This window comes from Methanoculleus sediminis (genome assembly GCF_001017125.1).
Lineage (GTDB): Archaea > Halobacteriota > Methanomicrobia > Methanomicrobiales > Methanoculleaceae > Methanoculleus > Methanoculleus sediminis.
The window spans coordinates 513,912-528,493 of sequence record NZ_JXOJ01000002.1 but is presented as its reverse complement, the minus strand read 5'-3'; the positions used below and the strand labels follow the sequence as shown (position 1 = coordinate 528,493).

Sequence of the window (14,582 nt, the reverse complement as noted above, 5' to 3'; positions counted from 1 at the left end):
AGACCCTCTAAAAACGTTCGATATGTTGTAATTTCCTGAATTTGGAGCCTTTGGCTCGAAAAATAAGAACAAAATGTTTTTTAAGCCCGGGTTCAGACATTAGAAACTGCCCCCAATATCTTTTTTCGCAGTTTGTTCTTCGTTCCGACGTATCCTGCCGTGCAGCCACCGCATGATACGGTCATGCCAGATCCTCCTCTTCGAAGATGAAGACCTCCTCGATGGTGGAGCCGAGCGTCCGGGCCACCCTGTAGGCGAGTTTCAGGGAGGGGTTGTACTTTCCCTTCTCGAGGAAGACGATCGTCTCCCTCCTGACCCCTACCTGCCGCGCCAGTTCCTCCTGGGTAATCCCCGTCTTTGCCCGGAGTTCCCGGATCCGCGTCTTCACCCCGCGTCCCCCTTCCGGAGCAGGCGCTGTTCGGCAACGCTCGTCGGTCTCACGCCACGTCCCCCTGCCGGAAGAGGTACCACTGGAATAGCCGTGCGGAGAGCCCCATCAGCAGGATGGCGGAGAGCAGCACGGCCTCGACCGTGAGGGCGAGCACGCCGAGATAGTCCACCCAGAAGAGGAGCGCGAGGAAGACGATGGTGAGAAGCCAGGAGTAGGAGATGGCGTATGCCCCGATCTTCTGCGTCCGCTCGTCTCTCTCCGGCTCGTCCCGGAACCTCCAGTGCCGAACCACGGCCACCGCGAGGATCACGAGACCGATCGTCACCATAAGCGAGGAGAGAGCCTCCGTCCCGTCTACGAGGAACGGCAGGAGGATGCCTGCAGCGCCGAGAACCGCTCCCGCCGCAATCTGAACCAAGTATCGTCTCTTCATCGTCGCACCTGTTATGTATATCTAACATGGTGTTAGAAAAATATAACTTTATCGGTCTTGAGCGGACAGGTTCCGGAGACGAGACGCCGGATAGGCCGTAAATACCCTGCCCACTCACGTCTTCAAAGAATCCGCGGTCCGGCAGAGCGCCGCTGCCGGGGATGCCCCGGCGGGATCGCCGCGTTCGGGCGTGCACGGCATGCATGGGGTCTCCGGGTAACGGCGGAGCCGGGAGGAAGGGTTGTCCCCCCGATCTTCGATGTCTGCAATTTCTTGAGATTTCTCCAAAACCTTAATTTTGGTTGAGATTCTTTGGGTGCTGATCATATCCCATCATGAACAGGGTCGAACCATGAACCGATTACTGATAGTTTCAAACAGGCTTCCGATCAGCGTTGCCCGGAAGAACGGCGATCTTCGCCTGCAACGGAGTGTCGGCGGTCTTGCGACGGGGGTTGGTTCTTTCTACAAGTCCTACGAGAGCCTCTGGGTCGGCTGGCCTGGTATAAACATCCAGAAGAAGCAGGAAGAGGAGAAAGACAGGATCCTCGAGACGCTCGGAAAAGAGCAGTGCCATCCGGTCTTCCTCTCCCCGTACGACATCAAGAACTATTACGACGGGTTCTGCAACAACACCCTCTGGCCGCTCCTCCATTACTTCAACCTCTCTGCGGAGTACGACCCGAAGACATGGCAGGTCTATCAGCGGGTGAACGAGAAGTTCTGCGACGCCGTGATGGAAGTGGCCCGGCCTGACGACGTCATCTGGGTCCACGACTACCACCTGATGCTCCTGCCGCAGATGCTCCGGGAGCGCCTGCCCGATGCCGAGATCGGCTACTTCCATCACATCCCTTTCCCGTCGTTCGAGATATTCCGGCACCTGCCCTGGAGAGAGGAGATCCTCACCGGCCTCCTTGGAGCGGACCTCATCGGCTTTCACACCTACGGCTACGTCCGCCATTTCCTCTCCAGCGTCCGGCGGCTCCTCGGCTACGAGCACACCTTCGGGGAGGTCAGGACCGGCACCCGGGTGGTCCGGACCGACCTCTTCCCGATGGGCATCGATTACCACCGGTTCGCCGACTCCGCGGGCAGCACCCAGGTCCAGAAAGAGATCGCCCGGATCCGGCAGGAGTACGGGAAGCGCCAGATCATCCTCTCCTTCGATCGTATGGACTACACGAAGGGGATCCCGCTCCGGCTCGAGGCGTTCGACGCGCTTCTTGAGAAGAAGCCGGATTATCAGGGGAAGGTCTCCCTTGTCCTCGTCGCGGTCCCGTCCCGGACCAGCGTCAGCAGTTACCAGGCGCTGAAGAAGCGGATCGACGAGCTCGTCGGCCGCATCAACGGGAAGTACGGGACGACCGACTGGGTTCCCGTCCGCTACTTCTACAACTTCCTCCCGTTCGAGACGCTGGTGGCGTTCTACAGCGCCGCCGACGTCGCCCTGGTGACGCCGCTCCGGGACGGCATGAACCTGATGGCGAAAGAGTACGTCGCCACGAGAACCGACGGCACGGGCGTCCTCATCCTCTCCGAGATGGCGGGGGCGGCCGAGGAACTCGGCGAAGCGATCATCGTCAACCCGAACGACCAGGACGCGGTGATCGAGGCGATCGAGACGGCGCTCGCCATGCCGGAGAAGGAGCAGATCGAGCGGAACCGGACGATGCAGAGGAGGTTGATGCGCTACGACATCGAGCACTGGGTCGGCGACTTCCTGGTACGCCTCGGCGACGCCCGGGCGGTCCGGGTCGAACGCTCCGAACAGATCGTCACCCCTGCCATCCGCGACGAACTGGTCGCGGACTATGTCGCCGCGAACGACCGGCTTCTCCTCCTCGACTACGACGGCACCCTGGTTCCGTTTGCCGCCAGACCGCAGAAGGCGGTTCCCGGCGACGCGACGCGGGAGGTGCTCAAGTCGCTCTCCGGGACGCCCGGAAACGAGGTGGTGGTGATCAGCGGCAGGGACCGGGCCACGCTGGACGACTGGTTCGGGGAGCTGGACATCGGGATCATCGCCGAGCACGGTGTCTGGGTCAGGGAGCGCTCCGGGGAGTGGCGGATGCCCGAAGCGCTCTCGGACGAGTGGAAAGGGGAGATCTACCCGCTTCTCGAACTCTACACCGACCGCACACCCGGCTCCTTCATCGAGGAGAAGGACTACTCCCTCGTCTGGCATTACCGGAGAACCGAGCCGCTGCTCGGGGCGCAACGGGCGAAAGATCTCAAAGACGACCTCCTGCACCTGACTTCCAACCTCAACGTCGGGGTCATGGACGGGAACAAGGTCATCGAGATCAAGAACAACGTCGTCAACAAGGGCAGAGCGGCGCTGAACTGGGTATCCCGACACGCCTGGGATTTCATCCTCGCCATCGGAGACGACCGGACGGACGAAGACCTCTTCGAGGCGATGCCGCCGGAAGCCTACTCGATCAAGGTCGGGCTCGCCCCGAGCAGGGCCCGGTTCAACCTGATCGCCCAGCGGGACGTGCTGCCCCTCTTGAAGAAGTGCATCGAGCGCGATAAGAAAGGTGTTTCCGGGAAAAAAGAGAGGCCCGGAAGGGAGAAGAGCGTTATCGAGTCGGCTGCTCCGGGATGACGGACCTGACCGTCAGGAAGACCGGGCCCCGGAGGTCCACCTTTTTGTTGTGGTCGGTGATGTGCCGCATCGCGTACTCCTCGATGCGCAGGTTGACGTCCGAGGGGAGTTTCGACATCTTCACCTGGACGTGGGCCTCCTGTCCGCACCGCGCCGCCTCCTCGATCCGGGCGGCGGCGAGGCTCGATACCGCGTCGAGGTAGGTTATCCCGGTGGAGACGCCTTCCTGCCGGACGGTCGCCCACTTCTCGATGTCCGGGACACCGAGCACCGAGCCGTCGTGAACATAGACCTCGTTTGCGCAGGCCGGGCCGCAGAGTTTCGTGTTGGATTCGGGCTCCTCGACGATCACCTCTATCTCCCTTCCGGCGATCTCGCCCTTCCACGCGGTGAATGCACAGGGCCCGGGGGCGGTTGCGTGTTCGGCGGCCGTATCGCGGATCGCCTCCGCAATCCGTTTCCCGGTCGCGGATGCCGGCTCCTCACGGAGATGGACGGCGCCGGCGATCTCGCGGTCGGAGATCTCCTGCGGGAAGAACTGCGGGTAGGTGAGCTGGCGGACGTCGTTTGACTGGTAGGCGATCATCGCGAGCCGCTCCACCCCGAGGCCGAGGTTCATCACCGGCACGCCGATCCCGTACTCCGCGAGCGCCGAGGGCGAGTAGATGCCGAAGGTGGCGACCTCGACCCAGCCGAGGGCCGGGTGGCGGGCGTAGACCTCCGTCTGGGTCTCGGGCATGTAGTACTTCGACCGCTTCTCGTCGGGCTGGAACCGGAACTCGGTAAACCCGAAGGCCGAGAGAAGGGCTTCGCTGACGGCTTTTCCCTCCTCGAGGGTGACGTCCTCCCCCGCGACGATGCAGGAGGCGGAGTGGTAGGTCATCAGGCGGGTGGGCCCCTCCTCCTGCTCCCGCCGGAAGCACCGGTCGATCGAGAAGAGCCGTATCGGGAGGTGGCGCTTCTCCCAGAGGGAGGAGAGCGTCAGGAACCAGCCGCTCGTCATGTGGCTCCGGAGGGTGTTGCGCGACGATTCGGGAGCCAGCTCCCGGAACTCGGGGAAGACCGCATCCAGGATGTGCACCACGGCGGCGTCGTCGGCCTCGAGGACGGCCGCGAGTTCGTGCGTCAGTTCGTCGCCGTCGATCGTGCCCTTCTTGTAGCCGTGGAGGGTCTCGCGGAGTTTCTCCTCGGTGCCGGACGGAACCGCACGGCCGAGGATGGCCTCGATCTCATCGAGCTGCTTTCTTGCAATCCCGACGTTCGGACGGGGCAGCCCGCCGAGGTAGAAGACCCGGTCGAGGACGGCCATGGCTTCGGGGCCGAACTGCCGGTAAATGTCCGATTCTTCGACGATCAGGGGGTTGATCGCCTCGTCAAACCCCATCGCGAGATAGGTCTCGCGGAGCCGCTGCACGATCTCGAAGATCGGGTGCGGTGTCGCCCGGGTGTACCGCAGCCGGGGATACCTGCCGGAGACCCCGGCCGGCGTCAGAACCGACGGCCCTTCGTGCCAGGCATGCTCGAAGTCCTCTCTCGCCCTCTTTTTGAACTCTTCCACATCGAATCTCATACGTCTCGCTCCAGGCAGACGACCCGGCTCACCGGGCTCTCGTCCCTGATACTATAGTCGCAGTGTTTTGCAATAAGCTCTGAAAATGCCCTTACTTCGCGGTGTTCGGGCATTTGGGTCCTCTGCAGTCGATTTCTACTGTACCCCAGATACATATAACCCTTTACCTCCACGAACCGGGCGCCGGAGTCCTGGTAGATCGCCGCGTATCGCTCGGGGGAGAAGTCGTTGTAGCCGCGCACCACCGTGGTGCGGACGGCCGACCGGCGTTCCCGGAGTCCGGCAAGGCTCTCCTGTATGCAGTCCCAGTAATCTTCCCTCGGCCGGCAGAGGGAGAGATAGGTCTCCCGGTCGGGGGCGTCGAGGGAGACGTAGGTCTGGTAGGGGCGGCACCGGGCGAGGACGTCGGGCCGGGTGCCGTTCGAGACCAGGAACGTCGTGTATCCGTCCGCGTTGAGGGCGTCGACGAGCTCCGCAAGCCGCGAGTAGCAGGTCGGCTCCCCCGAGAGGGATATCGCGACCATCGTGGGGTCGAGGGCCTCGGCGAACTGTTCGGGTGCGACGTTGGGCGAGACCTTGTAGCCCGAGAGCGCCTTCTTCTGGACGCGCCGGAGGTTTGCGACGATGACGTCCGGTGGGCACTCCTCCTCCTCCACGACCTCGTGCTCGAACGACCGCCAGCAGAAGAGACACTGCTGGTTGCATTTGAGGGTCGGGGTCATCTGGACACAGCGGTGGCTCTCGATGCCGTAGAACTGCGCCTTGTAGCACATCTCCCCGCCCTTGAGCGCCCGCTTGTTCCACATGCAGGGTTTTACGGCCGCCGACGAATTCGGGGTGATGAACTGGTAGCCCTGCTTCCGCAGAGCCTTACATGCTTCTGAGTGCATCGATCCCGAGAGTCTCAAGCGACTCCTGCAAGGTGTTCCTGACCGCATCCACGAGCGCGAGGCGGCTGCTGCGGGTCTCACCCTCGCTCTTCAGGACCGGGTCGTAGTGGTAGAAGGCGTTGAAGAGGTCGGCGAGCTCGCGGGCGTAAGCGGCGAGCAGGTGCGGGCGGAGTTCCTGCACGGTCTGCTCGACGACGGCCGGGAACCGGGCAAGGTGCCGGGCGAGCGCGACCTCGTGGTCGGTCTCAAACGTGTAGGCCCGCTCGAACTCGCCGGCCTTCTCGAGGATGCTGCAGGCCCGGGCGTGGGCGTACTGGATGTAGGGTCCGCTCTGCCGCTCGAAGTCCAGCGCCTCCTTCCAGTTAAAGACCGTGCTCTTCTCGGGCGAGACCTTCACGATGTCGTAGCGGATGGCGGCGATGGCGACCGACTTTGCGATGGCGCACCGCTCCTCAAGGGAGAGTTCCGGCCGGCGGGCGGTCACCTCGTCGTAGGCCTTCGCGGCAACCTCCTCGATCAGTTCGTCCGCCGAGACGAACTTGCCCGCCCGGGTGCTCATCGAACCTTCGGGGAGGGAGACGAACTCGAAGAAGACGATCTCGGGCGGCTTCTCGCCGAGGAGTTCGAGGGTGGCCCGGAGCTGGGCGCCGATCAGTTTGTGGTCCGCCCCGAGGACGTCGATCATCCGGTCGTAGTTGCGCCCTTTCCAGGTGTGGTAGGCGAGGTCGCGGGTGCTGTAGACCGAGGTGCCGTCGCTCCTGCGGAGGATGTACTTCTTCTCGAACCCCTGTTCGGAGAGGTCGACCCAGAGCGTCTCGTCCTCGTGGGCCTGCGGCAGCCGCCGGATCTGCTCGACGACCCGGTCGACGTCGCCGATCCTGATGAAGTCGCTCTCCCAGACGAACCGGTCGTGACGGGCGTTTAAGGCGGCGAGGGTCGCCTTGATACCCTCCGCGCAGAGGGAGACGGCTCTCCGGAACTTCGCGACGGTCTCGGCGTCGCCGCGCTCCACCTTCTGCATGAGGCGGTCGATCTCCCCGGTGATGGCGGGATCTTTCTCGATCTCCCGGTTCGCCGCGACGTAGACGCGGGCGACGTAGTGATCCTCCTTTTCGCCCTCGTTTCGGGCGATATCGAGGTGGTCGAATCCCCACGAGACGATGGCGATCTGGCGGCCCATGTCGTTCAAGTAATACTGCACCTCGAGCGGGTGCCCGGCCTTCCGGAACGCCCGGGCAAGGGTGTCGCCGATGACGGTGTTCCGGATATGCCCGACGTGGAGCGGGCCGTTCGGGTTCGCGCTCGTGTGTTCGAGAACGACCCTTCCGGAACGGCGCGGGAGGCCTCCGTATCCGGGCTCGATCGCCTCCCTGACCGCTTCCGAAAGAAGCGCCGGGCCGAACCGGAAGTTGACGTAGGGTCCGGTCGCCTCGACCATGACGTCGCCGAGTTCGGGGTTCCCCGAGAGTTTCTCCGCGATCTCGGCGGCGATCTTCTGGGGTGCCCGCTTCTCGATCTTCGCGAGTTTGAATGCTATCGTCGAGGCAAGATCGGCGTGATCCCCGCCTGTCGTGAGGAGTACCTCCTCCTCGCCGGTGCATGCCCGGAGCATGCGCTCGATCTGGTGATAATTTTCCTGATACATCAGTATCCTGTCCTGTAACGCAGGATTGCAGCGATCCCGCCGAATGCGTTGTAGAGCATCGAACCTTCTTCGAAGTCGTCCGAGATGATCCTGACCGTCGTGCTGCTCTGGTCGGCGAGCGTGGTCAGTTCGTCGATGATATCGGCCTCTTCGGCCACGTAGAGCGATCCGCCGTCTTTGGGGCAGGTGCCGAGGTCGAGGTCTTTGATATGCATGCCCGGCTCGATGCTGACCGTCCTCTCCTCGGTGTAATCGCCGTTCGGGCAGGCGAGTTTCAGCCGGGCTCTCCGGAGCTTGTCGGAGAGGAGGAGGGTGTCGACGGCACCGAGTTCCAGGTTCTTCCTGACGCTCTCTTCTCCGTAAGCTGCCGCTCCGTCGTCCTTGACCAGTTCCTGGAGGAACCGGTTCATCACGGCCTTCTCCTTGATGATCTCGAGGCCCTTCAGGGCGTCCGACGCGTTCTCGACGAGTTCGGCAAGCCCGGACTCGTTCGTGTAGGAGACGTCGAAGAGCCCGATGATCCGCTTTTGCAGTTCGTGGTGGAGGAACCCGCCGGCCTCGAACTCCTCCTTGGTCGGTGTCGGGCCGCCGATCAGCACGCCTTTGAACCGCTCGAAAAAGTCCTTCTCGGCGAGGAAGACTTCGCTTGCAAGGTCGCCGATCTTCTTGTAGAACTCGTTGATGGCGATCAGCCGCAGCCGCTGAAAACGAACGCTCGACTGCCCTCCTTTTCGCTGCTTGCCGGGTACGGTCGAGGTGACTCCGCGGACCGGCTCTATCCGGCTGCCCCGGAGGAATCCTACGTAGGCTTCCCGCCGGTCGAGGACGATCAGGCCGTAGACCTCTTTCTCCCCGAGCATCTGCTCCAGCGGTTCGAGTTCGAACGAGGAGCTGCACCGGTACATGTAGGTGTTGAGCGGCTCGGGCGGCTCGATGATCTCGCATTCGAGGTCGGTGCGGTCGCCGCCGATGTTGATCGTGCCGCAGAAGACCGCCATGCCGTGCCCTGGCGGGTTCTTGTAGTATTTCAGGCGGGAGAGGATGGAGGATATGGCACTCTGGACATTGGTCCGGGTCTGCTTGCTCTTGATGTTCGCGCATTGCCCGAACTCGTCGCGGAGCTGGGCGGTCACGTCGTATATCTGCTTGTCCGGAGGTATATAGAGTGTGATCAGCTCGGTGCCGCTCCCCTCCTTCTCCGCAAGCCTCTCGAGCGTCTTTTTAAATTCGTAGCGCTTTCGCGCGGTATCCATCTCTTGCGTCTCTTCCATGGGGGTTTCACCAGGCCAGATGAATGTTGTTCATGAATCGGAGCTACTAGATGTTTCTTCGGGGACGGCATAAATCTGCGCACAGACGCCGATCTCCCTCGCCCCCTCACCCCAGGCACCGGCAGATGAGGCAGATCGTCTTTGCATCGACGATCCTTCCGTCCGCAATCATGGTCTGAAGATCCCTTCCCGGGACGCGGACGACCTCGATCACCTCGTCGTCGTCCATCCCGTAATCGGAGCAGGGGGAGAGTCCTTCGGCCTGGTAGAGCCAGATCCGCTCGTCGGTGTAGCCTGGAGAGGGGTAGATCCAGCCTTTCGGGACGAAGGTCTCCGCTTTCATCCCGGTCTCCTCGATCAGTTCCCGGTATGCGGTCTCGTGCGGCTCCTCGCCCTCGTCGATGGTGCCCGCCGGCACTTCATAGATGTAGTCGTCGACGGCGAACCGGTACTGCCGGATGAGGTAGCAGTCGTCCCCTTCGATCGGGAGGATCGCGACCGCGCCGCCGGGATGGACGACGATCTTCTCCTTCGTCCTGCCGTTCGGGAGCGGAAACACTTTTTTCTCGATGGTGAGCCGTTTGCCGCGGTAGATCTCCATGGTTATCTCTCGTACTCGATTGGATCCTCGATCCCGAGTTCCCGGAACGCTTCCCTCCGGTAGTGGCAGGAGGAGCAGACCCCGCAGGCCCGGTCGTCGTTCTGGTAGCACGACCAGGTCCGCTCGTAGGGAACGCCGAGCGCGAGCCCCTTCCTGACGATATCCACCTTCGACATCCGGACGAACGGCGTCATCAGGGTGATGCGCGGTTCCGCCGCCGTTCCGAGGTCGACCGCCCGCTGAAACGCCTCGATGAACTCCGGCCGGCAGTCGGGGTATCCGGGGTAGTCCCCGGTCTGGACACCGATGAATATCGCCTCCGCCCGGCGGGCTTCCGCGAGGCTGGTCGCGATGGCGAGCAGGTTCGCGTTCCGGAAAGGAACGTACGTGCTCGGGACGCCCTCCTCCTCGCCGGCGTATTCCTCGACCGGGATGCTCTCATCCGTCAGGCTCGAGGCGCCGATCTTCCTGAAGTGTTCGAGGCTGATCTCGACGAACTCGAGAGCGTCGAGGTTCCGGGAAACGGCGCGGGCACACTCCCGCTCCTTTGCCTCCGTCCGCTGGCCGTAGGTGAAGTGAAGCGCGATGATCTCGAATCCTATGTCCTTTGCGACGTAGGCGAGCGTGGTGGAGTCCATGCCGCCCGAGAGTAAGCATACTGCTTTCTTCATTTTATCTCCAGGATCTTATGGAGTTGCAACTGGAACCTCACCGGGAGGTTCTCCTCGACGATCTGGTCCGCGACGGCGCGGTAGTCGGATCCCTCCACCGGCGAGATGAAGATCTCACCCCGGATCTCGCACCGGCTCATCACCGCCCGGGCGTAGAGGAGGTCGTCCTCGTCCGCCACCACGAACTTGACGCAGTCGCGCGGGGTGATGAAGGCGAGGAGCGCAAGATCGCTCTTCTCTCCGGACGAGGGGCACTTGACGTCCATGCAGATGGAGGCATACGGCTGCATCTCGCGGAAGTCCCGGGTACCGTTCGTCTCGATCTCGACGGTGTATCCGTGGAGATCGAACTTCTCGAGGAGTTTCAATACCTCCTCCCGCTGCAGGAGCGGCTCCCCGCCGGTGATGCAGATGTGCGTCCCCCGGAGCAGCCAGACCCGGTCGAGAACCTGCGTAACGGTCATCTCTTCCCCGCCTTCCCGGGCGTAGGGGGTGTCGCACCAGGCGCACCTGAGGTTGCACCCGGCAAGCCGGATAAACGTGCAGGGCCGCCCCTGGTTCTTCCCCTCCCCCTGGAGGCTCCGGAAGATCTCACTGACGATCATAGGTGCGCTCTGCGTAACAGGTCGTCGACTCCCAGACCCGGATCTTTGCGACGCGGGCGTCGTGCCCCTGCCGCGCGGCCTCGGCGTCGATCAACTCCGCGATCAGCCCCGCGAGGTGCTCGCTCGTCGGGTCGCCCTCGGTGGTGACGACCGGGTGGAACTCCTCGATGCACGTCGCCATGGGGTCGTCCCTGTTCAGGATTACCTGGTGGTCGAACCGCCCGACGACTTCTTTGATGCAGTTGTAGTCGAGAACAATCCCCGTGCGCTCATCTGCCGTCCCATCGATCCAGACCTCCACGCGCCACTGGTGGCCGTGCAGCCGGAAACATTTCCCCCGGTAATGGATCAGGCGGTGGGTCGCCTCGAAAAAAACCTCTTTGTATATCCGGGTTGTCATCAATGAAGGTTGCCCGCCAGGATATAATATTATATCAGCTCCCGATCAAATATCTAAGGCGGAAGATCGGCGTGCAAGCGGGTTCCACAATATATAAATCCGTAACGCGCGTTGTTTTATAGCACACCAGGAGTTGCTCCTATCCACAAATTCAACTAATTCGAGGGTATTCGATGGGAAATGGTAAATTTGCAGCCCGAAAACTGAAGCGCGATGCAAACAATAACAGATGGCACGACACCAACTACGCGCGTCGTCAGCTCGGGCTCGACGTGAAATCCGACCCCCTTGAGGGAGCACCGCAGGGCCGCGGGATCGTTCTCGAGAAGGTGGGTGTCGAGGCAAAGCAGCCGAACTCTGCGATCAGGAAGTGCGTCCGCGTGCAGCTGATCAAGAACGGCCGCCAGGTAACGGCGTTCGCCGTCGGCGACGGCGCCATCAACTTCATCGACGAGCACGATGAGGTCGAGATCGAGGGCATCGGCGGCAGACTGGGCAGGTCGATGGGCGATATCCCCGGCGTCCGGTTCGTCGTGACCAAGGTGAACAACGTCAGCCTGCACGAAATGGTCGTGGGCCGCAAGGAGAAGCCGCGGAGGTAAGTGGTATGGTAGAAGCAGAGGCAGGAGCAGAGCAGCCCCAGCAGCTCCTCTTCAATCGCTGGGACATGAGCGAGGTGGAGATCCAGGATCCGAGCCTTGCCCGTTACGTGAACCTGCACACGATGATCGTGCCGCACTCCTGCGGCAAGCTCGTCGGCCAGCAGTTCAACAAGAGCAACATGCTGATCGTCGAGCGGCTGATCAACAAGATGATGCAGACCGAGAACAACACCGGCAAGAAAGAACTTGCCATCCGCATCGTCCGGGACGCCTTCGAGATCGTCAACAAGAAGACCAAGAAGAACCCGGTTCAGGTGCTGGTGGACGCGGTCGCGAACACCGGCCCCCGCGAGGAGACCGTCCGGCTGAAATACGGCGGCATCAACGTCCCGAAGTCGGTCGATACCGCACCCCAGCGCCGTGTCGATACCGCGCTCCGGTTCATCACCGCCGGTGTTCTGCAGGCGAGCCACAAGAAGAAGAGAAGCGTGAGCGAAGCGCTTGCCGATGAATTGATCGCTGCGGCGAACGGGGATACCCGCTCGTATGCCGTCTCAAAGAAAGAAGAAAGAGAACGTATTGCAAAGGCAGCCCGCTAAAATTCCCTATTATTTTTTCGGTGTATTTTCATGACCAGACGAAAGAAGATGGTAGAGCGGGTGACGGAGCTGATGGACAAACCGGAGCGCATCCGGAACATCGGTATCGTCGCCCACATCGATCACGGAAAGACAACACTCTCGGACAACCTGCTCGCCGGCGCAGGGATGATCAGCGAGGAGCTCGCCGGCCGGCAGCTCTTCATGGACTCCGACGAGGAGGAACAGGCACGCGGTATCACCATCGATGCGAGCAACGTCTCGATGGTCCACGAGTACGGCGGGGAAGAGTATCTCATCAACATGATCGATACCCCCGGCCACGTGGACTTCGGCGGTGACGTGACCCGCGCCATGCGTGCGGTGGACGGCGCCGTCGTCGTGGTGGACGCGGTCGAGGGCACCATGCCCCAGACGGAGACCGTGCTCCGGCAGGCCCTGAAGGAGGGCGTCCGTCCGGTTCTCTTCATCAACAAGGTGGACCGGCTGGTCAACGAGCTCAAGGTGGACGAGCAGGAGATGCAGATCCGCCTTGCGAAGGTGATCGACAAGGTCAACAAGCTGATCAAGGGCATGAACGAGAAGATGTACAACGACGGCTGGAAGCTCGACGCCGCGAAGGGCACCGTCGCCTTCGGCTCCGCGCTCTACAACTGGGCCGTCTCCGTTCCCTTCATGAAGAAGAGCGGTGTCTCGTTCAAGGATGTCTTTGACAAGTGCAACGCCGGCGACATGAAGTGGCTGGGGAAGAACAGCCCGCTGCACGCCGTCCTCCTCGATATGGTGGTCAAGCACCTCCCGAACCCCCTTCAGGCCCAGGACCGGCGTATCCACATCATCTGGCACGGCGACTATACCTCCGCCGAGGGCAAGGCCATGGTCAACTGCGATCCGAACGGCCCCGCCTGCCTGATGGTCACCGATATCTCGTTCGACCCGCACGCGGGCGAGGTCGCCACCGGCCGTCTCTTCTCGGGGACGCTGCGCCGGGGCACCGAGTGCTACATCATCGGCGCCGCGAAGCGCGCCAACCGTCTCGCCCAGGTCGGCATCTTCATGGGTGCCGAGCGGATCGAGGTGGAAGCGCTCCCGGCGGGCAACATCGCCGCCGTGACGGGCTTAAAGGACGCTATCGTCGGTTCGACCGTCACGACGCTCCTTGAGATGACCCCGTTCGAGTCGCTGAAGCACTACTCCGAGCCGGTCATGACCGTCGCCGTCGAGGCGAAGAGCATGAAGGACCTCCCGAAACTCGTCGAGGTTCTCCGCCAGGTGGGGAAGGAAGACCCGACGGTGCAGGTCTCGATCAACGAGGAGACCGGCGAGCACCTGATCAGCGGCATGGGCGAGCTCCATCTCGAGATCATCACCGGCCGTATCAAGCGCGACAAGGGCGTCGACATCATCACATCCCCGCCGATCGTCGTCTACCGCGAGACGGCCACGGGCTCGGCAGGCCCGGTCGAAGGGAAGTCGCCGAACCGCCACAACCGGTTCTATATCGAGCTCGAGCCGATGGACCCGGCAATCGTGAAGCTGATCCAGGACGGCGAGGTCTCGATGAACCAGCAGGCGATCGAGCGGCGTGACGCCCTCGCTGCGGCGGGCATGGACAAGGACGAGGCCAAGAACGTCAAGGCGATCGAGGGCACCAACATGTTCATCGACATGACGAAGGGTATCCAGTACCTGAACGAGACGATGGAACTGGTCCTCGACGGCTGGCGCGAAGCGCTCCGCGGCGGGCCGCTCGCCGACGAGCTGGTCCAGAACCTGAAGATCCGGCTGGTGGACGTGAAACTCCACGAGGACGCCATCCACCGCGGCCCCGCACAGGTCATTCCGGCGGTCAGGAGCGCCGTCAAGGCCGGCATACTGATGGCCGGCGACTCGCTCCTCGAGCCCGTCCAGAAGATCCAGATCACGGTTCCGAGCGAGCAGATGGGCGCGGCGACCTCGCAGATCCAGGGTCGGCGCGGTCAGGTCTTCGATATGCTGAGCGAAGGCGACACGATGACGATCGTCGGTAAGGCCCCGGTCGCCGAGCTCTTCGGGTTTGCCGGCGATGTTCGGTCCGCAACCGAAGGGCGCGCGATGTGGAGCACCGAGTTCGCCGGGTTCGAACTGGTTCCCGCCGGCATCGTCGACGAAGTCGTCAAGGGCATCCGCCGGCGCAAGGGTCTCAAAGAGCAGATTCCGCGCCCGGACGACTACCTGGCGTAACGAGTATCGATATACCCTCCCTTTTCATTTTTCCCCCGCCCGTCGACGGGCGCGCGGTGATTTCGATAAA

At 62.4% G+C, this 14,582-nt stretch carries 14 protein-coding genes; 4 read left to right on the top strand and 10 right to left on the bottom strand.

The features are described from left to right. Window positions 1–181: 181 nt before the first annotated feature. Window positions 182–388, bottom strand: coding sequence for a helix-turn-helix transcriptional regulator (locus SZ63_RS05415; RefSeq protein WP_048182330.1), 207 nt, complete (start codon window positions 386–388; stop codon window positions 182–184). Between the two features lie 49 nt (window positions 389–437). Further along, complete coding sequence (locus tag SZ63_RS05410) at window positions 438–824, bottom strand: hypothetical protein (RefSeq protein ID WP_048182328.1); 387 nt, start codon at window positions 822–824, stop codon at window positions 438–440. A gap of 352 nt (window positions 825–1,176) precedes the next feature. Between SZ63_RS05410 and SZ63_RS05405 the strand changes: the two genes are divergently transcribed. Next, window positions 1,177–3,435: a bifunctional alpha,alpha-trehalose-phosphate synthase (UDP-forming)/trehalose-phosphatase gene (locus SZ63_RS05405; protein WP_048182325.1), complete on the top strand. Its 2,259-nt coding sequence runs from the start codon at window positions 1,177–1,179 to the stop codon at window positions 3,433–3,435. Here SZ63_RS05405 and sepS read toward each other — a convergent pair. From sepS to SZ63_RS05365, 8 genes are all read right to left on the bottom strand, one after another. Continuing rightward, window positions 3,410–5,005, bottom strand: coding sequence for an O-phosphoserine--tRNA ligase (sepS, locus tag SZ63_RS05400; protein ID WP_048182321.1), 1,596 nt, complete (start codon window positions 5,003–5,005; stop codon window positions 3,410–3,412). The genes SZ63_RS05405 and sepS overlap by 26 nt on opposite strands. Beyond that, on the bottom strand, window positions 5,002–5,895 hold the full coding sequence (gene twy1 / locus SZ63_RS05395; RefSeq protein WP_048182318.1) for a 4-demethylwyosine synthase TYW1: 894 nt from the start codon (window positions 5,893–5,895) through the stop codon (window positions 5,002–5,004). The genes sepS and twy1 overlap by 4 nt, the downstream gene beginning before the upstream one ends. Beyond that, entirely contained in the window at window positions 5,876–7,540 is a 1,665-nt protein-coding gene (gene argS / locus SZ63_RS05390; RefSeq protein WP_048182314.1) for an arginine--tRNA ligase, read from the bottom strand. The genes twy1 and argS overlap by 20 nt, the downstream gene beginning before the upstream one ends. Beyond that, a complete protein-coding gene (gene prf1, locus SZ63_RS05385; protein ID WP_048182312.1) occupies window positions 7,540–8,811 on the bottom strand; it encodes a peptide chain release factor aRF-1 in 1,272 nt (423 codons plus the stop codon). The genes argS and prf1 overlap by 1 nt, the downstream gene beginning before the upstream one ends. 106 nt (window positions 8,812–8,917) lie before the next feature. Next, window positions 8,918–9,412 (bottom strand): NUDIX hydrolase, encoded by a 495-nt coding sequence (locus tag SZ63_RS05380; RefSeq protein ID WP_048182309.1) that lies wholly within the window; start codon window positions 9,410–9,412, stop codon window positions 8,918–8,920. Window positions 9,413–9,414: 2 nt separating this feature from the next. After that, a complete protein-coding gene (gene queC / locus SZ63_RS05375) occupies window positions 9,415–10,083 on the bottom strand; it encodes a 7-cyano-7-deazaguanine synthase QueC (protein WP_048182306.1) in 669 nt (222 codons plus the stop codon). Further along, window positions 10,080–10,688, bottom strand: coding sequence for a 7-carboxy-7-deazaguanine synthase QueE (locus tag SZ63_RS05370; RefSeq protein ID WP_048182303.1), 609 nt, complete (start codon window positions 10,686–10,688; stop codon window positions 10,080–10,082). The genes queC and SZ63_RS05370 overlap by 4 nt, the downstream gene beginning before the upstream one ends. Next, a complete protein-coding gene (locus SZ63_RS05365) occupies window positions 10,675–11,088 on the bottom strand; it encodes a 6-carboxytetrahydropterin synthase (RefSeq protein ID WP_048182301.1) in 414 nt (137 codons plus the stop codon). The genes SZ63_RS05370 and SZ63_RS05365 overlap by 14 nt, the downstream gene beginning before the upstream one ends. A gap of 173 nt (window positions 11,089–11,261) precedes the next feature. Between SZ63_RS05365 and SZ63_RS05360 the strand changes: the two genes are divergently transcribed. The 3 genes from SZ63_RS05360 to SZ63_RS05350 are packed head-to-tail and all read left to right on the top strand — an operon-like array spanning window position 11,262 to window position 14,512. Next, window positions 11,262–11,690 (top strand): 30S ribosomal protein S12, encoded by a 429-nt coding sequence (locus tag SZ63_RS05360; protein WP_048182296.1) that lies wholly within the window; start codon window positions 11,262–11,264, stop codon window positions 11,688–11,690. A gap of 5 nt (window positions 11,691–11,695) precedes the next feature. Further along, on the top strand, window positions 11,696–12,289 hold the full coding sequence (locus SZ63_RS05355; protein WP_048182292.1) for a 30S ribosomal protein S7: 594 nt from the start codon (window positions 11,696–11,698) through the stop codon (window positions 12,287–12,289). A gap of 30 nt (window positions 12,290–12,319) precedes the next feature. After that, a complete protein-coding gene (locus SZ63_RS05350; protein WP_048182287.1) occupies window positions 12,320–14,512 on the top strand; it encodes an elongation factor EF-2 in 2,193 nt (730 codons plus the stop codon). Window positions 14,513–14,582 lie beyond the last annotated feature (70 nt).